22 protein-coding genes are annotated in these 24,411 nt (G+C 37.9%); 14 read left to right on the top strand and 8 right to left on the bottom strand.

Annotated features, from left to right (window positions below; genetic code table 11):
- The first annotated feature begins 44 nt into the window (after positions 1-44).
- Both PQ479_RS07695 and PQ479_RS07690 read left to right on the top strand, forming a co-directional pair.
- Entirely contained in the window at positions 45-809 is a 765-nt protein-coding gene (locus PQ479_RS07695) for an ABC transporter ATP-binding protein (RefSeq protein WP_047986789.1), read from the top strand.
- Positions 784-2,697 carry an ABC transporter permease gene (locus tag PQ479_RS07690; protein ID WP_047986790.1) on the top strand — a complete coding sequence of 638 codons (1,914 nt, stop codon included), beginning with the start codon at positions 784-786 and terminating at the stop codon, positions 2,695-2,697. Before PQ479_RS07695 ends, PQ479_RS07690 begins: the two co-directional genes overlap by 26 nt.
- A gap of 626 nt (positions 2,698-3,323) precedes the next feature.
- Here the strand turns inward: PQ479_RS07690 and PQ479_RS07685 are convergent.
- The gene (locus tag PQ479_RS07685) at positions 3,324-4,226 is read right to left on the bottom strand and encodes a helix-turn-helix domain-containing protein (RefSeq protein WP_047986791.1); all 903 of its coding nucleotides are present in this window, start codon (positions 4,224-4,226) and stop codon (positions 3,324-3,326) included.
- A gap of 296 nt (positions 4,227-4,522) precedes the next feature.
- Here PQ479_RS07685 and PQ479_RS07680 point away from each other — a divergent pair, with 296 nt between their 5' ends.
- Together PQ479_RS07680 and rlmN are read left to right on the top strand one after the other, a co-directional pair.
- Positions 4,523-5,689, top strand: coding sequence for a TraB/GumN family protein (locus PQ479_RS07680; RefSeq protein WP_047986792.1), 1,167 nt, complete (start codon positions 4,523-4,525; stop codon positions 5,687-5,689).
- A gap of 1,418 nt (positions 5,690-7,107) precedes the next feature.
- Positions 7,108-8,187, top strand: a complete 1,080-nt coding sequence (gene rlmN / locus PQ479_RS07675; protein WP_047986793.1) for a dual-specificity RNA methyltransferase RlmN — start codon at positions 7,108-7,110, stop codon at positions 8,185-8,187.
- Between the two features lie 45 nt (positions 8,188-8,232).
- On the opposite strand, the gene PQ479_RS07670 is transcribed toward rlmN, so the two are convergent.
- The gene (locus PQ479_RS07670) at positions 8,233-8,709 is read right to left on the bottom strand and encodes a GyrI-like domain-containing protein (RefSeq protein ID WP_047986794.1); all 477 of its coding nucleotides are present in this window, start codon (positions 8,707-8,709) and stop codon (positions 8,233-8,235) included.
- 141 nt (positions 8,710-8,850) lie between these two features.
- Between PQ479_RS07670 and proC the strand changes: the two genes are divergently transcribed.
- Complete coding sequence (proC, locus tag PQ479_RS07665; RefSeq protein ID WP_047986795.1) at positions 8,851-9,657, top strand: pyrroline-5-carboxylate reductase; 807 nt, start codon at positions 8,851-8,853, stop codon at positions 9,655-9,657.
- A gap of 256 nt (positions 9,658-9,913) precedes the next feature.
- Here proC and PQ479_RS07660 read toward each other — a convergent pair whose 3' ends face one another.
- From PQ479_RS07660 to modA, 3 genes are read right to left on the bottom strand one after another with little or no spacing between them, the layout of a single operon-like run.
- A complete protein-coding gene (locus PQ479_RS07660; RefSeq protein ID WP_047986796.1) occupies positions 9,914-10,141 on the bottom strand; it encodes a hypothetical protein in 228 nt (75 codons plus the stop codon).
- A 23-nt stretch (positions 10,142-10,164) separates the two neighbouring features.
- The gene (modB, locus tag PQ479_RS07655) at positions 10,165-10,824 is read right to left on the bottom strand and encodes a molybdate ABC transporter permease subunit (protein ID WP_047986797.1); all 660 of its coding nucleotides are present in this window, start codon (positions 10,822-10,824) and stop codon (positions 10,165-10,167) included.
- Between the two features lies 1 nt (position 10,825).
- Complete coding sequence (gene modA / locus PQ479_RS07650) at positions 10,826-11,623, bottom strand: molybdate ABC transporter substrate-binding protein (protein ID WP_047986798.1); 798 nt, start codon at positions 11,621-11,623, stop codon at positions 10,826-10,828.
- Positions 11,624-11,774: 151 nt separating this feature from the next.
- Here modA and PQ479_RS07645 point away from each other — a divergent pair, with 151 nt between their 5' ends.
- From PQ479_RS07645 to PQ479_RS07635, 3 genes are all read left to right on the top strand, one after another.
- Positions 11,775-12,713 (top strand): helix-turn-helix transcriptional regulator, encoded by a 939-nt coding sequence (locus tag PQ479_RS07645; RefSeq protein ID WP_047986799.1) that lies wholly within the window; start codon positions 11,775-11,777, stop codon positions 12,711-12,713.
- A gap of 105 nt (positions 12,714-12,818) precedes the next feature.
- Positions 12,819-13,904 carry an ethanolamine utilization protein EutH gene (eutH, locus tag PQ479_RS07640; RefSeq protein ID WP_047986800.1) on the top strand — a complete coding sequence of 362 codons (1,086 nt, stop codon included), beginning with the start codon at positions 12,819-12,821 and terminating at the stop codon, positions 13,902-13,904.
- A gap of 75 nt (positions 13,905-13,979) precedes the next feature.
- Entirely contained in the window at positions 13,980-14,159 is a 180-nt protein-coding gene (locus PQ479_RS07635) for a PspC domain-containing protein (protein WP_083991122.1), read from the top strand.
- A 154-nt stretch (positions 14,160-14,313) separates the two neighbouring features.
- On the opposite strand, the gene PQ479_RS07630 is transcribed toward PQ479_RS07635, so the two are convergent.
- Positions 14,314-14,925 carry a DedA family protein gene (locus PQ479_RS07630; RefSeq protein ID WP_047986801.1) on the bottom strand — a complete coding sequence of 204 codons (612 nt, stop codon included), beginning with the start codon at positions 14,923-14,925 and terminating at the stop codon, positions 14,314-14,316.
- Positions 14,926-15,273: 348 nt separating this feature from the next.
- Between PQ479_RS07630 and PQ479_RS07625 the strand changes: the two genes are divergently transcribed.
- From PQ479_RS07625 to PQ479_RS07610, 4 genes are read left to right on the top strand one after another with little or no spacing between them, the layout of a single operon-like run.
- Positions 15,274-16,227, top strand: a complete 954-nt coding sequence (locus PQ479_RS07625; protein ID WP_053070257.1) for a M23 family metallopeptidase — start codon at positions 15,274-15,276, stop codon at positions 16,225-16,227.
- Positions 16,228-16,245: 18 nt separating this feature from the next.
- A complete protein-coding gene (locus PQ479_RS07620) occupies positions 16,246-16,686 on the top strand; it encodes a hypothetical protein (RefSeq protein ID WP_047986802.1) in 441 nt (146 codons plus the stop codon).
- Complete coding sequence (locus tag PQ479_RS07615; RefSeq protein WP_047986803.1) at positions 16,679-17,566, top strand: ABC transporter ATP-binding protein; 888 nt, start codon at positions 16,679-16,681, stop codon at positions 17,564-17,566. The genes PQ479_RS07620 and PQ479_RS07615 overlap by 8 nt, the downstream gene beginning before the upstream one ends.
- Before the next feature lie 15 nt (positions 17,567-17,581).
- A complete protein-coding gene (locus tag PQ479_RS07610) occupies positions 17,582-18,322 on the top strand; it encodes an ABC transporter permease (RefSeq protein WP_047986804.1) in 741 nt (246 codons plus the stop codon).
- A gap of 358 nt (positions 18,323-18,680) precedes the next feature.
- Here the strand turns inward: PQ479_RS07610 and PQ479_RS07605 are convergent, their stop codons facing one another.
- Both PQ479_RS07605 and PQ479_RS07600 read right to left on the bottom strand, forming a co-directional pair.
- Positions 18,681-20,075 (bottom strand): alanine/glycine:cation symporter family protein, encoded by a 1,395-nt coding sequence (locus PQ479_RS07605; RefSeq protein WP_047986805.1) that lies wholly within the window; start codon positions 20,073-20,075, stop codon positions 18,681-18,683.
- Positions 20,076-20,149: 74 nt separating this feature from the next.
- Positions 20,150-21,544, bottom strand: coding sequence for an alanine/glycine:cation symporter family protein (locus tag PQ479_RS07600; protein ID WP_047986806.1), 1,395 nt, complete (start codon positions 21,542-21,544; stop codon positions 20,150-20,152).
- Between the two features lie 159 nt (positions 21,545-21,703).
- Here PQ479_RS07600 and PQ479_RS07595 point away from each other — a divergent pair, with 159 nt between their 5' ends.
- A complete protein-coding gene (locus PQ479_RS07595) occupies positions 21,704-22,936 on the top strand; it encodes a PucR family transcriptional regulator (protein ID WP_047986807.1) in 1,233 nt (410 codons plus the stop codon).
- 124 nt (positions 22,937-23,060) lie between these two features.
- Complete coding sequence (gene ald / locus PQ479_RS07590; RefSeq protein WP_047986808.1) at positions 23,061-24,191, top strand: alanine dehydrogenase; 1,131 nt, start codon at positions 23,061-23,063, stop codon at positions 24,189-24,191.
- Positions 24,192-24,411: the final 220 nt, after the last annotated feature.

The following is a 24,411-nucleotide window of genomic DNA, read 5'->3' as shown; positions in this document are numbered from 1 at the left end:
TGGATAAAGAAACGACTTATCTATGAAGGGAAAGGGTGGATAATATGCTAACTGTAAAAAATGTCAGCAAAATATATGAAGGTAAAGTGACGTACCAGGCCTTGAATGATATTAATTTGACGGTGAAATCAGGGGAATTTGTCGGCATAATGGGGCCATCAGGTAGTGGAAAGACAACCTTATTAAACTTAATTGCCACGATTGATAAACCGACAACCGGTCAAATCCTCATTAATAACGGGCAGCCACATCTACTTAAACGTAATGACTTAGCCAAATTTCGCCGTAACGAATTAGGGTTTGTTTTTCAGGACTTTAATTTATTACACACCTTAACAGTGGAAGAAAATATCGTTCTACCATTAACGCTTGAAAAGGCGAAGGTGAAGGTAATGAAACAGAAGGCGGCCGATATTGCAGAGAAGCTTGGTATTACATCTATTATGAAAAAGAGAACATATGAAATTTCGGGTGGTCAAGCTCAACGTGTTGCTGTGGCTAGAGCGATGATTCATGAGCCTAAACTTTTACTTGCAGATGAACCGACAGGAAACTTGGATTCAAAATCCTCTAAAGATGTGATGGAGCTATTACAAAGCATTAATCAAAATGAAGAAGCAACTATGATGCTCGTTACCCATGATCCTTTAGCGGCAAGCTATTGTGACCGCGTCATTTTTATCCGGGATGGGAAGCTGTATTCTGAAATGTATCGTGGTGAGAATCGTCAAGCCTTCTTCCAAAAGATTATTGATACACTGTCATTATTAGGAGGGAACGCACATGACCTTTCGTCAGTTCGCCTTTAATAATGTAACAAGAAATAAACGTCTCTATATTGCTTATTTCTTGAGTAGTATGTTTATGGTGATGGTATTTTTTACATTTGCGATTTTTGCCTATCATCCTATGCTTAATTCCCCTGATATGCTAGATGGATTAAATGAACAAGCAAGAGTGGGGATGAATGTCGCACAAGTAATCATTTATTTGTTCTCTATCTTTTTTGTGCTTTATTCTATGAGTTCTTTTTTAAAGTCAAGGAAAAAAGAATTTGGGCTTTTGATCATGCAAGGGATGAGTCCAAGGCAAATGCGTTCTTTAGTTTTTATGGAGAATATGATTATTGGCTTTTTTGCAACGATTGGTGGGGTAGCACTAGGCCTTATTTTCGCTAAGGCGATCATGCTTATTGCTGAAAATGTCCTTGTGCTTCGAGAGAGCTTAGTTTTTTATTTACCTACTCAAGCGATTGTCACAACGGTCATTGCTTTCATTCTATTATTTGTGCTCATCTCTTTCTTTGTTTCTTTTGTACTTAGAAAAGATCCGCTCGTTGATTTAATAAAGGGTGATAAGAAAACGAGGGGCGAACCGAAAGCTTCATTCCTGCTAAGTATTTTAACTTTGTTGTTATTAGGTGTCGGTTACTATCTTGCCATTACCGCACATGGGTCTACGGTCATTTTCGTTATGGTACCCGTTATTATTCTAGTTATTATCGGTACGTACTTTTTATTTACGCAATTAAGTGTTTTTTTGATTAAGTTCTTAAAGAAAAGACCGAACTTTTATTGGAAAGAAACGAATATGTTGTTGTTTTCAGACTTAACCTATCGAATGAAAGATAATGCGAGGACTTTTTTTATGGTCGCGATTATTTCAACGGTGGCATTTAGTGCGATTGGAACGTTGTATGGTGTTCAAACGATGATTACTAGTCAGTTTTATTCTGTTAATCCTACTTTAAGCTATACGGCCAGTTTGGATGATGAACAAGAGGTTGAGGCCATTTCAGGAGATATAGGTGCTATTAATGAGGTTTTCCAAAAATATGACGTAGAAACAGAAAACATCGAAATGATTCGTTCGTTCTATGAAGTCGAAAGTACAATGAATAATCATTTAATGATCGTTACACAAACCGAGTTTAATGATATGGCTCATTTATTAGGTCAAGAAAAGGTTGAACTTGGTGAAGAGGAAATTGTGGTAGCTGCTTTAGCGGATGGGTATATGGGAACAATGGTTGAGGAGCAATTAGAGGTGCCGTTGTCATTCACCGAAGTGGGTGCTATTTTACCAAAGCAAGAGATTTTTTATAATGAAGTATTAGGGAATTTTGTCTACTATATTATTCCTGATGAGCTTCGTGATCAGATTGCACATCAGAAGACGAGTGAGAGTCTATACTATGTATGGCAAGCCGACGATTTAGTGGATAAAGATACGCTTTACCAAATTGGGGATGATGTAGACAATTTGGTTCCTTCTTATAAAACATTTGCGACTGAATACACAACGGTATTATTTAAGCAGAGTTTTGGGCAGTTATTATTTATCGGGTTATTTATAGGGATTGTCTTCTTTGTTTGCTCGGGTAGCTTCTTATATTTCCGTTTATACAGTGATCTTGATGATGATAAGGAAAAATTCAAATCGATTGCTAAAATGGGGTTAACGGATAAAGAGTTGAAGAAAGTGCTGAATAAGCAAATTACTTTATTATTTTTTGCACCTATTATTGTGGCCCTTATTCATGGGTTTGTTGCCCTGAATGCATTGTCTAATGCTTTCCAATACAATTTATTTGCTGAAATTGCGCTTATTCTAGCGGCATTTGCTTTGATTCAAATCGTTTATTATTTTATTGTTCGTTATTTTTACTCTAAACAAATTCGTGAAGCTATTTCGTGAGTTTTGTATGAAAGTGTACTAAAGCTCATGTGCTCTTCTTCGAAGATCGCTGCGGGAATGGGGGCACGCTTTCCGCAGGCGGGCGCTGAGCTAACTTGCTATCGCAAGTGGATCTCAGCCTGCCCTCTCCTCCTGCAGGAGTCGGCCTCCCCATTCCCTCCGCTCGGGTTGGTGCAGGCTTCTTGGTTCATTCACTTCTCATACAAATCAATTGAATAAAAAGTAATAAAAGCTAATAAACCAAGAAGCAAAGGATAATGAACAAAATGCCACCTGTTGAAGGTAAACGCCACTCTCATCTTTGTTGGTGGCGAAGTGCATTGGGCTTAGCCATATCGGTTTTGTATGAAAGTGTACTTAGGGATGATAGTTTGTGCCTTGAAGTTAGCTGGTCATCCATCTTGCGATAAATGACCTTCGCAGGGCACTGCTCCCTTTTTGGTCGTGCAGACTCCTGATGGTGATGGAGTTGTATGGAGTGCCAACTGTTTAAGCTGTCGCCACTACTTTGTTTTTTTGTTGGTGGCTGTTTAGTAAGTTTTTTGTGGTAATGTAAGATTTTAGAGGGAATTTATATAAAAAATGGCACCTATCTTTAGGAGTAGGTGCCATTTTTTGGTTGCAGTTTAAGAAGGTTGGAATTTAGCTTGGAACTTTTTAAGTTGATTTATGCTTGTATCTTTATTAGAAAAGTCATCAATGCAATCAAATAGATTGATGGCTTTTTGGTAGTATTTTTTGATTTCGTCTGTTTTGTTTGGTCCGATTGTCGAGAGGATTTCTGCTTTTAAATAGAAGAGATAGCCTAATAAATAGGAGCTATTTGCACGTAAACAAGATTGAATACCTTCCTCACATAATGACAAAGCCTGGTGAGGATATTCTAAGAGGTTGGCAACCCTCGCCCCATTATAATAAATATTGATGACAGTTGTGGATTTATTTGGTTGTGCAGGTAGTTTTTTCGTGTATTCGATTAGTCGATTGTATAGTTGGTAAGATTCTTGGAGTAGTTCTAACTCACTTAAAATAATCGCCTTACTTGTCAAAATATCGAGGTCGATTAACGAATAATTTTTGTCACTTGTATCGGATAACTTCATAGCTTCGTCCAATAATTCCAATGCCTCTGTTTTGTTATTAAATAAATAATTAATACAGATAGCTTCTCGCCACAAGAGGAGTTGTTTAAGGTCTTGGCGATTTTTAAAATCAGGATTTTTTTTCTCAAACTGTATCATTTCATAAGCTTTTTCATATTTCTTTTCTTGGATTAACTCTGTTAGTTGGTCACAAACTTCTTGAACATAACTTTTATTATAAAGTTCTTCGTCTGAGAAAAAATATTCAATAGATACACCTAGTCTTTTGCTAAGTAGGTACAGAAGATGAGCGGATGGGTAAATCTCCGTATCTTTTTCAATTAAACTAATCATTGATTGTGTACAAATGCCTTTAGCCAAATCTTGCTGTGTCATGTGTAAATAGTTTCTTATGTTTTTCAATTTTTTCCCTATGTGTATCTCCATCTCTCATTGAACCTCCTTATTATAAATATACTTGTACAATAGTAAGAATAATAAAATAAAATGCTTATATTCGTTAGTTAAATAAAGTATACAGCGAAATGGGAACAATGCAAAGGTTTAAATAATTTAATTTACTAGGGGTCAGATGATAAAAGTCGACGGGGAGGCTTCGTTCTCATAAATGTGTGAAATATAGGAATTCAGCTTATCTTCTCTTGATTCGTAGGTTGAGAAGATACAATGGAAATGAAAAGATGTATAATAGAAAGAAATACTCGGAGAAGGCAGGAGAACTAATGTCAGAAGAGAATATAACGAGGCTTGAGGTTGACGGAAAAGAAATTATTTTAATTGGAACAGCTCATGTCTCAAAACGTAGTGCAGTGCAAGTGAAGGAAATCATAGAAGCTGAGCAACCGGATTCAGTTTGTATTGAATTAGATGAACAGCGATATCAGTCCATCCGCGACGGTAATAGGTGGAAGGATATGGACATTTTTAAGGTAATTAAAGAAAAAAAAGCAACTTTATTATTAATGAACCTAGCGATCTCCTCTTTCCAAAATAGAATGGCCGAACAGTTTGGTGTAAAGCCTGGTCAAGAGATGATTCAAGGGATTGAGTCAGCTAAAGAGGTGGGAGCAGATCTAGTTCTGGCAGACCGTAATATTCAAGTTACTTTTGCACGAATTTGGCATCAAATTGGGTTTAGGGGTAAAGCTGATTTACTTTATCAAATTATGGGGTCTATTTTTAGTAAGGAAACGTTGACTGAGGAAGAAATGGAAAAGATGAAGTCTCAAGATATGTTAAATGCGATGCTCCAAGATTTAACAGAAAGTTTTCCTCGTTTAAAAAAGCCATTAATTGATGAACGTGATCAATATTTAGCCGAGCACATCAAGACAGCACCAGGTGAGAAGGTCGTTGCAGTGTTAGGAGCAGCTCATGTGCCTGGGATTACAGAGGAAATACATAAAAAGCAGAACATGAAGGAGCTTAATGAAAGACCTCCGAAGGCAAAATGGCCAAAGGTGGTTGGGTGGCTTATTCCTATTTTAATTATTGGAATCATTGCTTTTACTTTCTTCTCCAATCCGGCTGCTGGTATGCAACAAACGCTAAGCTGGATATTGTGGAATGGCTCGTTTGCAGCGATTGGAACGGCTATAGCATTTGGACACCCGTTAGCTATTTTATCTGCATTTATCGTGGCACCTTTTAGTTCCTTAAATCCATTTATTTCAGCTGGTTTAGTTGCTGGTTTAGTTCAAGCCTATTTTAAACGTCCGAGTGTTAGGGATTTTGAGAACCTTTCAAAAGATGTCCATTCTGCTAAAGGTTTTTGGCGCAATAACGTAACGAGGATCTTGTTAATTGTTGTGTTAGCGAATATTGGTAGTGCTTTAGGTACTTTTGTCGGCGGAGCAGATGTTGTGAGGTTGTTCTTCGATAATCTATAGAAAATAATAAAGCAGCCTTTAGTTTCAGGGGCTGTTTTTTTGTATGAAAGTTCAGTGAGTCATGCTCATTTTCGAGATAACATGACATTTTGCTCTTTGTTTTTGGTCCGTTTTTGAAAATAGAAAGCACCATTCAGATGAATTCATTCATCTGAATGGTGCTTTCTATTTTCAAAACTTCACACAGTGGCGTGAAGTAGCCAAGCGAGCTTGGCTAACGGTCCAAAAACACTTGGATTTTAGATACTAATCCTGATGATGGGTTACTATTTTCTCTTTTTTGTTGGTGGTGGCTGTTTATGCGGTGCGCTGAATCTTTTTGGGTAAGCTCTTGCGAGCAATATCCAAAAAGCGGCGGAGTTACGGAAAAGTGTGAAAATTCTCAAAAACGCTATTGAATGAAGAGCCACCAGTCAAAAAGCAAAGATAGATTAAATGAATAAAGGGAAAAGCAAATTGAACGAAAAATCACTAGTAAGTGCAATCTCACTTTTATCTTTGTTTTTGGTCCCTTGATTGTTGGGGGTTTTGTTTAATTTGCCTATGTTTCTTGCTTTGTTGCCTATTCGTTTACTCTGTTTTTTGTTCTTATCAATCTATTAAATGTTGTAAATCTGTTATTTGTACTTGAGAATGAGCAGTACCTAAGCGGAGCATGATTTTCGGTAGCGGCAAGTAGAATACCGCATTCCAGCGTTAGCAACTTTCATACAAAAAGCCCATGGCGAAGCTTGTTCACTTCGCCATCAACTAACATGAAAGTGGCGTTCGTCTTTAACTGGTGGCATTTTGTTCATATGCCTTTGCTTCTTGGTTAGCTTTTCTTACATTTCATTCAATTGTTTTGTATGAGAAGTGTACGAATAAAGAAGCCTGCACCAACCCGAGCGGAGGGAATGGGGGGCCGACTCCTGCAGGAGGAAAGGGCAGGCTGAGATCCACTTGAGAAAGCAAGTTAGCTCAGCGCCCGCCTGCGGAAAGCGTGCCCCCCATTCCCGTAGCGATATCCGAAGGGATAAACTATCATCGTTAGCGAACTTTCATACATAACACTCCTTTTATCTGCAAGTTGATATGAGCAAGCGAATTTTTGGGGGAACTTTCGAAGTGCTGACACAGTTAAAGGTACGGTTTTACTTTCAATCAATCTGAATTCGAAACACATGGTTGACTTACGTTATTATCGTGATAATATGTATGAGGTAGTAAAAGATCAAGAGATGTATGGATGTTTTGTTCTTATACAATCATGCCAATTTCCTAACGATTTGTTATAACAAGCGTTGGGGCAACTAAATTTGACCATTTATCGAAATGTAGAAAAGTAAATCCTTTGTTCTAGGTTTGAAAGGTTAGATGATTGGCGAGCCTATGACTAGAATGAGGTCCATTTTGAGGTGGTAGCGGAGGGTTTTATTATGGTAAAAGAGTCCATTTATGGATTGACGATTGAACAGTTAACTGAATGGTTATTAGAGCGTGGGCATAAGAAGTTTAGAGCTCAACAAGTGTGGGACTGGCTGTATCGTAAGCGTGTTAGTGATTTTTCGCAAATGACGAATGTGAATAAAGACTGTCTGGATCTTCTAGAAGAGAACTTCTCTTTTGAAACGATGCATGTCCATTTAAAGCAAGAATCGAAGGATGGCACAATAAAATTCCTTTTAAAGCTTGCAGACGGTAACTTAATTGAGACGGTATTAATGAAGCATAAATATGGTTTGTCTGTTTGTGTGACAACACAAGTCGGCTGTAATATCGGTTGCAGCTTCTGTGCGAGTGGTTTGTTGCGCAAAAGTCGCGACTTGTCGAGTGGAGAAGTTGTTGAGCAAATTATGAAGGTTCAATTCCATTTAGATGAACGTGGCCAAGATGAGCGTGTTAGTCACATTGTTGTAATGGGAATTGGGGAGCCATTTGATAACTTTAAAAACATGGTTGACTTCCTCGAGATTGTGAAGGATCAAAAAGGTTTGGCAATTGGTGCGCGCCATATCACAGTTTCTACGAGTGGTATTGTACCAAAGATTTACGAATTTGCTGATTTAAAACTACAGGTAAACTTAGCCATTTCCTTACATGCACCAAACAATGATTTAAGAACACAAATTATGAAGGTAAATAAGGCCTTCCCGTTAGCTAAATTAATGGATGCGGTTGATTATTATTTAGAAAAATCGAATCGCCGTATTACATTCGAATATATTCTATTACAAGGTGTGAACGACCAAAAGGAGCATGCGTTAGAGCTTGCTGAATTGATTGGTAGTTCGCGTCGTAAGTTAACATATGTCAACTTAATTCCTTATAACCCGGTTGACGAACATGGTCAGTATCAACGTAGTACGAATGATGATATTCGTGTATTTTTTGATACGTTGAAGAAAAAAGGGATTAACTGTGGTGTTCGTTTAGAGCATGGTACAGACATTGATGCCGCATGTGGTCAGCTGCGCAGTAAGCAAATTAAAAAGGACAAGCAAAAAGTGAATGCTTAATAAAGAAAAGATGCCAAGGCTTATACCTTGGTATCTTTTCTTTCATTAATCAACAATAGGAATTAAGATTTCTACCATAAATTCCTCTGAATTATCATCTAGATAGTAAAGTTCTACTGGCATTGAGTAGAAAAAGTATTTTTGCTTCATTTCTTTTTCTTCCATCCATTTAAAGATAGTATCATAGCCTTCATCTATGGTTAGGTTTGAGCAACTTACTTTCGCATAACGGGTTTCAGGTAATTCAAAATGAACCATATCCGCAGGAACATCGCTAGCTTCTACGACCTCTAAACAAGCAAAATAGGTGGCGATAATTTCATTACACATATGCGGACTGCATAAAACGTTTCGGTTAATTGGCTTTGAAATTTCATGCATACGCTTTTCAAATTGCTGATGTAGATTAATCGCAGCATCAGGGAACTTACTAGGAAACGGTGCTGTTACATTCATACCAACAAAGTTAAAAGATTTAGATATCACTTCACATTGAAAAGTAGATAAGGACTGTTGCTTCATAATAATGACCCCCTAATCAAATATAGTATATAGTTAATTCTACAGAGTAGACTTAATACCTCCACTTTCTTTAAAGTTAATTGAGCTCTTTAAAGGGGTATATTACAATGAATAGACTGGAACGAAGAAAGGAATGTTAGGATGAATCGTAGAATTGGATTTTTAGGCTGTGGAAAGATGGCAAAGGCAATGATTGGTGGGATGGTAGAATCAAAATTAATTAGTCCTTCCAAAATTTACGCTTCTAATCGTACGATTACAAAGCTTGTTGACGTACACGAAAAGTATGGGATACATATTGCAGAAACGAACATAGAGCTCGTGCAACATTCAGATATCGTCTTTTTAGCGGTTACCCCTGATCAATATCCGCATGTCATAGAGGAAATAAAGGATGAGCTTAATACTGAAACGATCGTTGTGTTAATTGCAGGAGGACAGTCTCTTACTGAAAATATGGAGCGTTTTGGGTATGAAGTGAAAATGGTGAAAGCTATGCCTAATACACCTGTACTTGTCAGAGAAGGAATGTCGACCATCAGTTTTAATTCATATTTAACGGAAGAGGATAAGCGGGATATTATCGCTATTTTTGAAAGCTTTGGCAAAGCAGAAGTCATTGATGAGAGAATCATGGATACAGCAAGTGCAGTAGCAGGCTCTTCACCAGCTTTCGTATATATGTATATTGAAGCCTTAGCAGATGCGGCAGTCATGTACGGAATGACACGTGAAAAGGCATATGCTGTGACGGCGCAGGCCGTATTAGGTGCTGCCAAAATGGTAGTTGAAACAGGAGAGCATCCAGGGAAGTTAAAAGATGATGTATGTTCCCCAGGAGGTACCACGATTCAATCAGTAGGTGCCTTAGAAGAACATGGATTCCGCAACGCTGTTATGCAAGCAGTCCATGCGAATATCAGTAAGCTTCGTGAAGGCAAAAACTAAGCAACAAGATAGCAACTCATCCCAATAAGCATGAAAGAATAATTTTGCCTTTTGATTGGTGGCTCTTCAATCAATGTGGATGTTGTAAGAGTGTTTTAGAGCTTGAGAATGAAGCCGGTAACCAGCGAAGTATGTTTTTCGGTAGCGGTGGATCCGCCCATGAGGTTTAGATAACTTTCATACAAAAACCAACCCCTCTCAATATCTAAAAGGGGTTGGTTCAATTAACCACAGAGTTCTATTAACCTTTAGTTTCTCAAGTCATCCAAATCCTTGCAATATGTAAAGGATTAATTATAGACTTTAATTGTCCATCTGGGTGATATGTCTTGATAGCACTCAATTTCTTAAAATCATAATCAACAGATTCTAAGTCTTCTATTAAGGCCCGAGTCTCACTTTCCGTTAATTTAAAAGAAAGAGACTGTCCAGCTAACAAAATTTCAGCGATTCCATTTACAGTATTGCCTTTCTTTTGAAACATCAACAATTATCTCCTTTTTCTAATTAATATCGTCTCCTCAATAAATTCACCATCATCAACATGCCAAAGGATATCAATAATATGACGATCACCCATTGCCAGGCAAGAGTCATATTGCCGCTGTCCATCGCTACATAAATAGCAGTTGGAATCGTTTGGGTACGTCCAGGAAGATTACCAGCAAACATTAACGTAGCTCCAAACTCACCAAGAGCACGTGCAAAACTTAAGATACCACCAGAAATAATCGCTTTAGCCGCTAATGGCAACGTAATAAACGAAAACACTTTAAATTCATTCGCACCATCGACACGAGCAGCGTTTTCAATATCACGATTAATCGTCTCAAAGCCAGCTACCGCGGATTGATACATGAGTGGAAAAGCAACCACTGTAGCGGCAATAATAGCGGCTGTAGTTGTAAATATGATTGGCTGCCCGCTTATCGTTTCAATCAATTGTCCAACGAATGAATGTCGACCGAACACGATAATGAGCAAGAAGCCAACCACTGAAGGCGGTAATACTAATGGTAGTAAAAGCAATGTGTCAATCAGTGATTTACCTTTAAATGAACGATGAGCCATCCATTTTGCAACCAAAGTACCAACAATAAGGACGATTATGAGAGCTAAGGAGGCAACAGTTAAAGAAAGCTGAACAGGTGTCCAAAAATCCGTCATATTAATTCAGCAGATTCGAAAATCCGTAGCTTTCTAAAATTTCTAGAGCTGCGTCCGTTTGTAAATACTCATAGAAAATAAATGCCTCATCTGAGTTTGTACTTGTATTAATAACCCCTACAGGGTAAATGACGGGTGCATGTGTATCGGAATCAGCTAGCTCTACAATATTTACTTTATCAGAAATAAGAGCATCGGTATGATACACAATCCCAGCCTCTACATTGCCTGTTTCTACATATGTTAACACCTGTCTCACGTCCTTAGCGAAAACGACCTTATCTTTTATAGTAGACCAAATATTGAGATTTTCAAGTGATTCCTTTGCATATTTCCCAGCTGGAACAGACTCTGGTGTACCAATTGAAATGCTTTCCGCTTTTGTTAAATCAGAAAATCCCTCCATTTTATTTGGATATTCAGTCGGTGTGACTAAAACGATGGAATTGCCAACAAGATCAATCCCATTCTCTTCATTAATTAAACCTTCTTCAATTAAATCATGGAATTTATCCTCTGCTGCAGAAAAGAATAAGTCTGCTGGTGCACCTTGTGAGATTTGCTGTTGCAAAGTCCCTGAGCTCCCAAAATTAAATAGTAACTGTATATGTGGATATTCTTCCTCAAAACTCGCTTGAATCTCAGTCAGAGCATCGCTTAAGCTTGCTGCTGCGGAGATTGTTAATTCAACGCCGCTTGAATCAGCGTCTTCTTGTTCAGACGATGTATCTGGTTCTTCTGTTGAACAAGCAAATAGTAATAATGTACATAAATAGATAATAGATAATAACTTTTTCATTTCTTCCTCCTAAATCGAACCACTTATAACTGGATATAACTAATCATAATCTATTATAACTAATTATAATGAAAAAGCTAGAAGCAGTTTAAAATCATAGTTTGCTCTTCTGTCTTTTATGATTAAAATATAGAGAGGAGGATGATTGAAGATGGAACAAGATATTTCTTATACAGTAGAAGAAGTTGCAAATCTTTTAAAGGTATCAAAACTAACGGTATATGACTTACTAAAAAAAGGAACGTTACCATCCTTTAAGGTGGGTAGGCAGATGCGTATCCAAGCAAAAGACTTACAGCTATTTATAAATGGAAAACAGTCGAATAATCATCTACCTCAAAAAGAATCAAATCAACAAATGCATGTACAAAACCAAACTCAAACAAAACGAAGAGTTGTCATCAGTGGACAAGATCTCGTTTTAGATATGTTAGGTAAACAACTCGATAAGCTCGGCTCCTTCGTCTCGTTACGATCAAATGAAGGTAGTCTAAATGGGTTAATTAGTATGTATAAAGATGAATGTGACATCGTTAGCTTACATATGTTTGACGCCGAGACAGGAACGTATAACCTACCTTATGTGAATCGAATTTTAGTAGGGCACTCTTATATGGTGCTCAACCTTTTATCTAGAAATGCAGGTTTGATGGTAAGTAAAAGCAATCCTTTACACCTTCAAAACTGGACAGATTTACAGGGGAATAACATTAGATTTATTAATCGGGAAGTGGGCTCAGGGGCAAGAATTTTACTAGAGGAACAGCTGAAGCTTTATCACATCCAACCTAGTCAAGTACATGGTTACCATCATGTTGAATCTAGTCATTTAGCGGTTGCTTCCGCTATTGCAGCCGGTAAAGCAGATGTTGGGGTCGGCATTGAAAAAGTGGCTAAGCTTGTGGATCTTGAATTTATTCCTTTAATCAAAGAGAGATATGATATCGTCATTAGAAAAACGTTGGAAAATGAAGTACTTCTCCAACAAATTCAGAAAATCGTTACGAACCCCGATTTTATTAAAGAAATTCAATCGTTAGGCAATTATGATACGAGTTTAACGGGCGAAGTGATCTTTGAAACAGAGTAATTCAAGGCAGGGAGTTATAAAAATTAACAAACGTGTTAGTCGATAATTCTGATACAGGAACATCATAACGTATATTTATTTTAGAAAGTTTTTGAGGAATTAATGATGAGTATAAATGAAATGATCATATATGTATTAGCTTTTTTTCTTGTTATAGGTGCTTTGGACCATATTTTGGGTAATAAGTTCGGTTTAGGGGAGAGATTTAGAGATGGATTTGTGGCGATGGGGCCACTAGCGTTAGTGATTGTAGGTATTGTCTCATTAGCCCCTGTCATAGCTAACTTTTTAGTTCCAATTGTAAGTCCATTGTATGTATTTATTGGGGCTGACCCCGCGACTTTTGCCAATACGATATTAGCTCTTGATATGGGGGGATATGCATTAGCTGAGGAGATGGCCAAATCAGAGGATGCCGGATTATTTGCTTGGGTATTTCTTGGCACAATGCTTGGACCTACCATTGCTTTTTCGATTCCGGTAGCATTAGGAATGATCGAGAAGCAAGATTACCAATTTTTTGCAAAGGGAATTCTGATTGGTCTCTGCACAATTCCAATTGGTTCATTTATTGGAGGGATAGTAGCCGGATTTGATTGGAGTATGATGGCAAGAAACTTAGTTATCCCTGTTCTCATTTCGCTGTTCATTATGGCGGGCTTACTCTTTTTTATGAAGCATATGATCAAGCTGTTTCATTATTTTGGCACTGCGATTAAAGTTGTGGCTATTATTGGTTTAGTCGCGATATCTTTTGAAACACTAACTGGATTTGTGATGATTCCCGGTCTAGCACCATTAGAGGCTGGAATTCAAACGGTTGGATTGATTGCTATTGTCTTAGCGGGTGCATTTCCGTTCGTTGCTGTTTTAACAAAAGTATTGGCGAAACCACTCAAGGGAATGGGAGCGATTATTCACTTAAATGATAAATCTACGGCTGGATTAATTGCTTCCTTGGCTCATATCATTCCTATGCTCGTTTTATTAAAAGAAATGGATGAACGAGGTAAGGTTGTGAACATCGCGTTTGCTGTGAGTGGAGCTTTTGTATTTGGTGGTCACTTAGGATTTGTAGCCAGTGTCAATCAGGAAATGGTTATGGCAATGATTATTGGTAAATTAACTGCTGGAGTTTGTGCGGTTTTACTCGCTTTACTTTTCACTAGGAACCGCAATGTTTTAACGTGAAAGTTAAGAAGAACGAGGGTTTTGCTTTTTTAATATTGAATAAAGATTTATGAAAATGAAAGTTAGGGTTATGAATTGGCTAAGAAATTAATAAGGTCTTCTACAGATAGAACGATTGCAGGGGTTTGCGGAGGAATTGCTGAGTTTTTAGGGATATCTTCATTAGGAGTTCGATTGATTTTTATCATTTTGCCAATGAATCTCCTTATCTATGTTATTTTAATCAATACGATACCTGATAGTCTGCCTCTTTAAGTGTGAAGTGAGCAGTAGTGTTCGTAACAACAATAAACTAGCCATCAATAGGCTAGTTTATTATTTTTATTGGTGTGGTGCACAGTTCTTTAGAAAATGATCTATCTTCATAAAAAGCCACAATTAAAGAGTGAAGCTGTACGTTCATTTTAGCTTACTTTCTTCTAAAACGTTTTAAGATAAAGAGAATCACGACAAATATAATAAGCGAGGCAAGCACGATATAAATGACTTTGGCATAGGCATCAAAATAAATGAGGGCAGAGTCCCATGATTCCCCTACCTTGGCCCCGACCATAACAATCAATGTGTTCCAAAGTAATGAACCTACGGTCGATAACACGATGAAAAGTAAAAGGTTCATTTTAGCCATTCCTGCTGGTATCGATATGATACTACGGAGTAAAGGGACTAGTCGACAGAAGAAAACAGCCCAAGGTCCAAAGCGTGTGAACCAATCATTGGCACGATATAAGTCGTTTCTCTTTAAACGAATGAAGTGTCCGTAACGGTCGATGAGTTTTTCTAGTCGTTCCACCCCTAAAAAAGAACCAATCCAGTATAAAATCACGGCGCCAATCAATGAGCCTATTGTGGCAAAAGTGATAACGCCTGTTAGGGTCATGTCTGATTGGGTAGTCATAAAACCACCGAATGATAAGATAATTTCAGACGGTATAGGTGGAAATAGATTTTCGACAGCAATTAAAATGAGAATGCCGATATATCCGAGATCTTCCATGAGTTGAATCATCCAGGTTTCCATTTATGTTCTCCTTTGAACGGATAGTTACTGCTCATACTTACGTTTGGATCATAGATTGTCGCTGCCGAAATCATGAATCGAGTTAATCGCGAAGTGTTAGGTCGATTGGGTTTGGTCTGCCCTGCTATATTGTGTATCTTCGTTCCGAGTTAAGCCCTTCGGATATTCCATTAATGGTTGTCCTTTTCCCTTATGTAAATAGTATACGATGCTTGTAACGTAATCATGAATAATTTGTTAAAAGTGAGTAAATTAAATGTGTAAAAGGTTATGAAATATCCGATTATTGAAACCTCTTTTAAGATAATTCGTACAGTAGTGTAATGCTTAATCGAGAGGAATGATCAGATGAGATGGATAAAGTGGTTCATTGTGTTAGGATTTGTTTTAGTTGCAACAGCGTGTACCGAAAAAACAGATGAAGAAAAGGGGAATGATGAGATGAGTTTTGAAAGTGAGCAGTTTGGTGAACTTTTTTTAAAAGGTGATTTTGAGCGTATTTATGGACAGACGAGTGGAGCGTTCCAAGAAGCTGTTAGCTTTGGAGAATTTGAATCTTTAGGCATTCAATGGAATGAAGGAGTCAATGAATATGAGCAAATTAAGTCTTTATCGTTTCAAGGTTTAGATGAATCATTATGGCTAAGTGATACAAAGGATAAAGGAATTCGTGTTTATTTTGACGAAGAAAGTACGATTCAGGGGCTACAAGTATTACCGATTACAAACGAGATTAGTGATGCAGAGTTTGCGACTAAAAATACATATCAGTATCCAATCAATGAGGAGATGTTTGTATTCTGGGGTGGTCACAACGAGCTGGTTAATTATCATTATGCGTTAGAATCACAGCGTTATGCCTATGATCTTGTCCAAGTGGAGGACCGTTTTACTTACGAGGGATCTGGAACTGAGAATGAGAATTATTTTGTATTTGGAAAGGAAGTTCTGGCTCCTTTAGAAGGAATTGTTGTTTCGATCGAGAATTCCATATATGATAACCAGCCAAATATCGAAATGAATGCAGAACAACCATTAGGTAATTATGTCATCATTAAACACCAACATGATGAATATAGTGTACTTGCTCATTTTAAAGAAGGAAGTATTGTTGTTCAAGAAGGAGATGAGGTTGAGTCAGGACAACTGCTAGGCTTAGTTGGCAACTCCGGCAATTCTAGTGAACCACATATTCATTATCATGTGTCCAATGATGAAAGTGGTCTGGCAGGACAGTCATTAAATATTCAGTTTGTTGCTGAACAACAAGTGGAGCGTGGTGATCAAATAACAGGTTTTTAGATAGAAAGGGGTGATTCATTGACTTTTAAAGCGAACTATCATGGCTGGCCCATATATGTGTTAATCTTTCTTGTTGCTATACAGCTGTTATTGCAAGTCATATCTTTACGGAATGAGTACCCAATGGGTCACCCTATTTTTATTTGGATGTACAGCCTTTTACTCCTTGCCCTCATTAGCTTTTTCTTTGTGAAATTTCAGTTCAATGTGCTAGATAAGAGGCTTGTATTTTTAATTATTTTATGTGGGATGCCCATTTATCATCAAAGGGCTAATCGGCAGGACATCACAGAAATCGACTTCCTTAAAAAAGGCTCAATTCTTATTAAACGTAAAAAAGGGCTTAATTGGAGATTAATGAGGTTATATCCGAATGGTATTCAGAATAATTTGTTAAATTGGGCGATGAGAAATCGAGTAACAGTCAGACATGTAGAGGGGGAGGTACGTAGTGATTGAGATTCAAGGATTGAGTAAATCTTATGGAACGAAAAAAGCATTGGAACAGGTCAGTATAACGATTAAACCAGGTACTTGTTTTGGTTTAGTTGGTCCAAATGGTGCTGGGAAATCTACTTTGATGAAGATATTATCCGGTATTCTTAAAGAGTATGATGGGAAGGTTAGTATGTTTGAGCATGGAGAACCTTCTTTAGGTTATGTGCCACAAGATATTTGCTTAGAGGAAACCGTCTCAGCCCAGTCTAATCTAAGCTTTTTTGGAGAAGTCTATGGGCTAAAAGGCAAAGAATTAGCTGAGAGAATCGATGTCATTCTTGAAGACATTGGCTTGTTAGAAAGAAAAAAGGATAAAGTTCATACGTTTTCTGGAGGAATGAAAAGGAGATTAAACATCGGATGTGCTTTGCTCCATTCACCTGAGGTTATCATCTTAGATGAACCAACAGTTGGCGTTGATCCGCAGTCAAGAAGGCATATCTTTGAATTGATTCATAAGTTGAAAAATGAGGGGAAAACCATTATTTATGCAAGTCATTACATGGAAGAGATTGAGAGTTTATGCGACCAGGTAGCTTTTATTGATCAAGGAAGAGTGGTTGAGCATGGGACGGTCATTGATTTATTAAAAAAATATGCGAAACATGGTGTTTATATAAAAGCAGAATTACCAGAAGGTAGTTTGCCATATGAAAATATGTACAAAAAAGACGGAGGTACTGTCATTCTCACAGAGCAACCGTTAGAAGAGCTAAAGAAAATAGCGGAAAAGTGTCAGGCAATGGAGGTCGTTCCTAGTCACTTATCACTTATGCAACCGCGACTAGAGGATGTCTTTTTTACGTTAACTGGAACGGAACTACGAGATAAATCCGCATAGAACGGAGGGGTTAAGATGTGGGCAGTTGCCAAAATGGAAGCTAAAAAGCAGCTCCAAGATCGATCTTTAATTTTTTGGACTGTGATTTTACCGATTGTGTTTATCGTAGGTTTTATGTTTATCTTTGGTAATGATGTTCCTGATAAGCAAGTGGTTGTTAATCAAATTATTACGGGGTTTAGTGTGTTCTTTTCCGTATTTATTATCATTTCAATTGTGATAAGTTTTGTGAAAGATCGAGAAAAAGGTCTCATTGCAAGGCTCGCCAGTACACCACTATCAATTACACGTTTTTTCTTAGGGAAATTAATGCCCTTTACCGTCATTGTTTTTGTTCAAGTGATTATTCTTACGGTGTTCGGCATATTTGTTTATGGCCTGGAACTCTTGAATCCATTATTATATTTTGGTTTAGCACTATGCTTAGCCATTATGGTGACCAGTTGGGGTGTTGCAATTTCCGTATTTTCTCAGACAGAAAATACAGGTCTCGTTTTTACACAAATTATTGCTTTTGCGGGTGCTATTTTAGGTGGACTTTGGATGCCATTTGAATTTTTACCTGAAGCTGTGCAAAGTGTTGGAAAGTTTTTGCCTCATTATTGGACCCATCAATCTCTTATCTCGGCTGTGTCTGAAGGAGGAAGTGATGTGTCGCTTGGAATGACCTTTATGCTCTTAGGCATTTACACAGCTGTTGGCTTATTATTTGCCTTCATGGGATATCAAAGGTTTCTACGTCAAGCGAAAAGCTAACATGGTATAATTAGCATAAAATAAAGAAGGCTAGGTCCTTCTTTTCAAAAGGAAAGATGTGAGAAATGATGAGGGGAATATTACACAATAAATTTGTAAGTATGACGTTTTATACGTGTGCAACCGTTCTGATTGTCTTTAACTTATTATTTTGGGCCTTTGTTGTGGGGTTGTCTACGCTTTAATACCATAGTCAAAGATTGATCCCTCCTTAAGTTTATCATTCTAACTGGAAATAAGGTAAATCACCATGGATGATTTACCTTATTCTAGTAGGTGAATGCTGTTTTTCTAAAGATAGGATCTAAGCAGAATTTCCCTGACTGAATAGGCTATGTTCTGCCGTACATCCATTGATTTATTTTTTTGCTAGCTTGTAGTGATTCGTAAAGAAATCAATGGTTTCAGAACGAATGACCTTCCAGAGTAACAGAAGTCCTATTAAGTTTGGAATCATCATTAATGCGTTGGCGGCATCTGCAAATGCCCATACAGTACCTAAATTAGCGACAGTTCCAATACCGCAGGCAGCAATATAAATAATTCGATATACGGCAATTCCTCTTGTGCTCACTAAGTATTCAAAACATTTTTCACCGTATACATACCAGCCCACAATCGTGGTTGCACCAAAAAGTATGATGGAAATTGAAACGATATATTCACCAAGTACTCCAAGTACGGAACCGAAAGCAGCCGCTGTTAGAGCCCCGGCCTCAAGGGCAGGATCGTGAGCGACACCAGAAAGAATACCACCTGTTTGATCCCAGTAGCCGGTAATGAGGAGAACAAGTCCGGTAATCGTACAGACAATGATGGTGACAATAAACGTTCCAGTCATGGCTACTAATGCTTGTTTGACTGGATGATCGGCCTTCGCTGCACCTGCAATGAGTGCCGCTGTTCCTAGACCGGCTTCATTTGAGAAAATACCACGTGCGACACCATTCGTGATCGCTTGGGCGACGGTAATACCGGCAAAGCCCCCAACAGCAGCAATAGGAGTAAAAGCATACTCAAATATAAGACCAAAAGACGGTAGTATTAAGGAATAGTTCATAACGATAATAATCAATGCCCCAAACATATAAAATAAAGCCATCATCGGAACAAAGATACTAGAAACTGTGCTGATTCGTTGGATCCCCCCATAGATAATGACACTTACAAAAACAACTAAAACAATGCCTGTTACCCAGTGTGGGACATTGAAGCTTTTAAAAGCCACATCTGCAACTGAATTGGATTGAACACTATTTCCAATTCCTAAAGCGGCAAAAGCTCCAAAAATAGCAAAAGCAACGGCTAACCACTTCCACTTTTGTCCAATCCCTCTTTCAATATAATACATCGGGCCACTTGAAAACTCACCATTACTATTTTTAACTCGATATTTCATGGCAAGTAACGCTTCTGCATACTTAGTGGCCATTCCTAGTAAACCGACAAGCCACATCCAAAATATCGCACCGGGTCCACCGACCGTTACTCCTGTTGCAACACCAGCGATATTCCCAATTCCAATCGTGGCAGTTAGTGTCGTCATTAGTGTTTTGAAGTTACTAATATCGCCCTCACCCGAGTTGGCGTTATTACCTTCTTTACTAAAAGCGAGCTTAAAGGCATAAATAAGGTGGCGAAATTGAAGACCTTTTAATATAAAAGTTAAGAATATGCCTGTACCAAAAAGTAAGATTAAACTAGGTGGTCCCCATAATACAGCATTAACTTGATTTAATATATCTAAAAGCAAAAAAGTCACTCCTCTAACACAATTTTTTCTAGTTTGTGTAGAGGAGTGAAGATTATTCAGTGATATAAAATCGGTTATTTTGCTGCTTTATAATGATTTTGGAAGAAGTCACTTGTTTCCGAACGAATGACTTTCCATAAGAGAAGGATACCGATTAAGTTTGGAATCATCATTAATGCATTAGCCATGTCAGCAAATGCCCAAACCGTTTGTAAGCTTACGACTGTTCCTAGGAAACAAGCAAGAATATAAATAATTCGATAAACGGCAATCCCTTTATTGCCCGTTAAATATTCAATACACTTTTCACCGTAAACATACCATCCGATAATCGTTGTGGAACCGAAAAGAATGATAGAGATCGATACAATGTATTCACCAATAATACCTAGCTGAGAGCCAAAAGCGGCAGCTGTTAGAGCACCAGCTTCTAAGGATGGGTCATGAGTAATCCCAGAAATTAGGCCACCTGTTTGATCCCAAAATCCTGTAATAATTAAGGTTAAACCTGTGAATGTACAAACGACAATAGTTACAATGAAAGTACCTGTCATGGCAACTAGTGCTTGTTTAACAGGGTGGTCAGCCTTAGCATTACCTGCAATTAAAGCAGCTGTACCAAGACCTGCCTCATTGGAGAAGATACCACGAGCAACACCATTACGAATGGCCTCAGCGACAATAATACCCGCAAAACCACCCGTAGCCGCAACAGGGTTAAAAGCATGATAGAAAATCAGCTGAAAAGCCGGAATAATTAAATCATAATTAATAACAATAATGATAAAAGCACCAAACATATAAAAGATAGCCATCATTGGAATGACGACACTAGATACAGAGCTGATTCTTTGAATTCCTCCGTAAATAAGGAAAGTAACAAAAACAACTAAAACCACACCAGTCACCCAAGCTGGCACGCCAAAACTCGCACTTGCAACATCGGCAACTGAATTAGATTGTACACTATTACCAATACCTAAAGCGGCAAACGCACCAAAAAATGCAAAGGCAACAGCTAGCCACTTAAATTTACTTCCAAGGCCACGCTCTATGTAATACATCGGACCAGATGAAAATTCACCATTGCTATTTTTTACGCGGTATTTCATCGCCAATAAGGCTTCGGCATACTTAGTAGCCATACCTAACAAACCAACTACCCACATCCAGAAAATAGCTCCTGGACCACCTAATGTAACAGCGGTTGCAACACCAGCAATGTTTCCGATACCAATTGTACCTGCAAGCGTTGTCATTAGGGCTTTAAAATTACTAATGTCACCATCACCGGAATCGGCACTATTTCCTTCTCTAGAAAACGCCAATTTAAAGGCATATTTTAATCGTCTGAATTGAACTCCTTTTAGAAGGAAGGTTAAGAATAGACCTGTCCCAAATAATAATATAAGGCTAGGAGGTCCCCATAAGACTGCATTAATTGAGTCTAGAATATCTAAGATGTTCATGCAATTTACACTCCTTAATTTCTAAAGCTGTCATTAAAAATTTTAACTGTGCTATAATAACATGCAATATAAGCGTAAATTAATTATCAGAAAAGAATTATTTTGTTCACAATTACAATTTTTTCAAAATAGAGATTTAGGATAAAAGGAGAATAAGAGATGGCCAAATCGAATCAACATACATTTAATCGGCCTTTTGATTCTTTGGAGGATTTTGTTGATGCAGTGAGTGATAGATTTCAATGTCCGGTCACATTAGAGGATTCGAATCACCATTTGCTTGCCTATAGTTCACATGATGATAGAACAGATGAAGCAAGAATTGCCACCATTATTGGAAGAAGAGTTCCAGAGCGTGTCATTAATAAATTTTGGAAGGAAGGCGTTATTCCGAAGTTAAATACGAGTAATGAACCATTAGTTATTCCACAGATTAATGAGATTGGATTAGGTAATCGCATTGCTGTATCGATTCGAAAGGATCAAGAAGTATTAGGATATATATGGATATTAGAATTAGAAAAAAAGTTGAACGAAAATGACTTGGCAGACTTAAAGCTCGCTGCGAGTAAAGCCAAAAATCAGCTTCTGCAACTTAATATACAAAAGAAGCGCAAAGAGAAAAACCATCAAGAGTTATTATGGCAATTAATAACAGGAGAAGCTTTTGAACACAACCAAATAGCGAAACAGCTCATGCCAACCGGGTTTCAATCAACAGGACCTTTAGCCGTTGTTGTCTTTTCATTTCGTGAAATTAACCAAGACCTCTCTAAGAAGTTAGTGTATGTGGCTAAAACAACCCAGAAGATCAATATATTAATTCAAACGATTGATGAGAATCAGTTGATTTTATTAATTTCACCTTCTAATCAAGAGGACCTGGATGATGCGAAAGAGTTTATCGAGACGTTTAAAGTTCAAGTAAAAGAACGGTTTGGGCTAGACGATATTATTTCTGGTTGTGGATATGCCTATCAACAATATGAGTATGTGAAAGCAAGTTATGAAGAAGCGTTAAAGGTCGTTGAACTTAAGCAAGTGTATCAAGATGAATTAGAGGATATGGACTTTTATCATGAGTTAGGTATTTTTAAATATATAGATGTCCTCAAACAACAAAAACATATTAAACGAATGCAATTAAATCCGGTAATCGAGCGATTGCAGCTTTATGATAAAGCCAATAAGACTAATTTACTGGAGTCATTAGAAGTGACGTTAGATAAGGATAGTAATGTCAATGATGCTGCGAAGGAATTACACTGTCACGTTAATACATTAAATTATAGGTTGAAGCGAATACAGGAAATAACGTCAATTAATTTAAAGGACCCTGTACAAAAGCTAGGGCTTTATTTGGATTTAAAATTAAAAAGACAGCAAAAATAATGCTTTTGTGAAATTTCACAAATAAACGCTTACAATTTTAAACGTAATCACAATGCGGAAATGAGATCGGCCATCTTATACTAGGTGTATAGATTAATTATTACCTTTTAGGAGGATGGCATATATGATTATTGGTATTCCAAAGGAAATTAAAAATAATGAAAACCGTGTGGCAATTACGCCAGCAGGTGTTGTTTCATTAAAGAATTCAGGACATGAAGTACTTGTTGAGCAAAACGCTGGTTTAGGAAGTGGCTTTGAGGATGTGGCATACGCTGAAGCTGGTGCGACAATTATCCCTGCAGCAGCAGATGTTTGGGCAAAGTCTGACATGATTATGAAAGTAAAAGAGCCATTAAGCTCAGAGTATGGTTATTTCCGTAAAGGATTAATTTTATTCACTTACTTACACTTAGCTGCTGAGCCTGAGCTTGCAAAAGCTTTAGTTGAGAGCGGTGTTATTGCGATTGCTTATGAAACTGTAGAAGTGAATCGTACACTTCCATTATTAACGCCAATGAGTGAGGTTGCAGGTCGTATGGCATCTCAAGTTGGTGCTCAATTCCTAGAGAAACCAAAAGGCGGAAAAGGAATCCTTCTTTCTGGTATCCCGGGAGTAAAGCGTGGTAAAGTAACGATTATCGGTGGTGGAGTAGTTGGAACAAACGCAGCGAAAATTGCTGTAGGTCTTGGTGCGGACGTAACGATGATCGACTTAAGTGCAGATCGTCTTCGTCAATTAGACGACATCTTTGGAAATAGCATTACGACGTTAATGTCTAACCCAATGAATATTGCTCAAGCAGTTCAAGAGTCTGATTTAGTTATCGGTGCTGTATTAATCCCAGGAGCAAAAGCACCTAAGCTTGTTACAGAAGAAATGATTAAATCAATGGCACCTGGTTCTGTCGTTGTTGACGTTGCTGTTGACCAAGGTGGTATCATTGAAACGGCTGATGCGATTACTACTCATGATAACCCAACATATGTGAAGCACGGTGTTGTTCACTATGCGGTTGCGAATATGCCTGGTGCGGTAGCGCGTACTTCTACATTAGGTTTAACAAATGTAACAATTCCTTATGCTCTTCAGATTGCTAATAAAGGTGTGGAGAAAGCAGTAACTGAAAATGCGGCATTAGCATTAGGTCTTAATGTTGCGAATGGTGCTGTGACATATCCAGCCGTTGCCCGTGACTTAGGTTATGAGTTAGTAACAGTTGAAGAAGCTTTAAACAAAGTAGCAGTCATTTAATAGTGACTATATTAAGGAAAGAACTCTCTTTAATTAGAGGGTTCTTTTTTGCGTGGAAGTCTGGTGGGTGTGAGCTAGTGCGGGGATTGACTTGCTGGTATTGAAGTGAGAGCTTTGCGTTTAACTCGATAGAGTCGTGATTTTTTGGCTAGATTTTTCTGTAAGTGCGGTTTTATCGGGAATTACTGCCGCATGGGGGCTGAGTAACTGACATGAAAGA

The organism is Alkalihalobacillus pseudalcaliphilus (assembly GCF_028610675.1).
In the GTDB taxonomy this organism is placed as follows: Bacteria; Bacillota; Bacilli; order Bacillales; family Bacillaceae_D; genus Alkalihalobacillus; species Alkalihalobacillus pseudalcaliphilus.
This window is presented reverse-complemented; position numbering and strand designations above follow the sequence as displayed.

Coding starts and splice junctions, on each gene's coding strand:
- PQ479_RS07695 (WP_047986789.1), top strand. CDS start 45: ATGCTAACTGTAAAAAATGTCAGCAAAATATATGAAGGTAAAGTGACG.
- PQ479_RS07690 (WP_047986790.1), top strand. CDS start 784: ATGACCTTTCGTCAGTTCGCCTTTAATAATGTAACAAGAAATAAACGT.
- PQ479_RS07685 (WP_047986791.1), bottom strand. CDS start 4,226: ATGGAGATACACATAGGGAAAAAATTGAAAAACATAAGAAACTATTTA.
- PQ479_RS07680 (WP_047986792.1), top strand. CDS start 4,523: ATGTCAGAAGAGAATATAACGAGGCTTGAGGTTGACGGAAAAGAAATT.
- rlmN (WP_047986793.1), top strand. CDS start 7,108: ATGGTAAAAGAGTCCATTTATGGATTGACGATTGAACAGTTAACTGAA.
- PQ479_RS07670 (WP_047986794.1), bottom strand. CDS start 8,709: ATGAAGCAACAGTCCTTATCTACTTTTCAATGTGAAGTGATATCTAAA.
- proC (WP_047986795.1), top strand. CDS start 8,851: ATGAATCGTAGAATTGGATTTTTAGGCTGTGGAAAGATGGCAAAGGCA.
- PQ479_RS07660 (WP_047986796.1), bottom strand. CDS start 10,141: ATGTTTCAAAAGAAAGGCAATACTGTAAATGGAATCGCTGAAATTTTG.
- modB (WP_047986797.1), bottom strand. CDS start 10,824: ATGACGGATTTTTGGACACCTGTTCAGCTTTCTTTAACTGTTGCCTCC.
- modA (WP_047986798.1), bottom strand. CDS start 11,623: ATGAAAAAGTTATTATCTATTATCTATTTATGTACATTATTACTATTT.
- PQ479_RS07645 (WP_047986799.1), top strand. CDS start 11,775: ATGGAACAAGATATTTCTTATACAGTAGAAGAAGTTGCAAATCTTTTA.
- eutH (WP_047986800.1), top strand. CDS start 12,819: ATGAGTATAAATGAAATGATCATATATGTATTAGCTTTTTTTCTTGTT.
- PQ479_RS07630 (WP_047986801.1), bottom strand. CDS start 14,925: ATGGAAACCTGGATGATTCAACTCATGGAAGATCTCGGATATATCGGC.
- PQ479_RS07625 (WP_053070257.1), top strand. CDS start 15,274: ATGAGATGGATAAAGTGGTTCATTGTGTTAGGATTTGTTTTAGTTGCA.
- PQ479_RS07610 (WP_047986804.1), top strand. CDS start 17,582: ATGTGGGCAGTTGCCAAAATGGAAGCTAAAAAGCAGCTCCAAGATCGA.
- PQ479_RS07600 (WP_047986806.1), bottom strand. CDS start 21,544: ATGAACATCTTAGATATTCTAGACTCAATTAATGCAGTCTTATGGGGA.
- PQ479_RS07595 (WP_047986807.1), top strand. CDS start 21,704: ATGGCCAAATCGAATCAACATACATTTAATCGGCCTTTTGATTCTTTG.
- ald (WP_047986808.1), top strand. CDS start 23,061: ATGATTATTGGTATTCCAAAGGAAATTAAAAATAATGAAAACCGTGTG.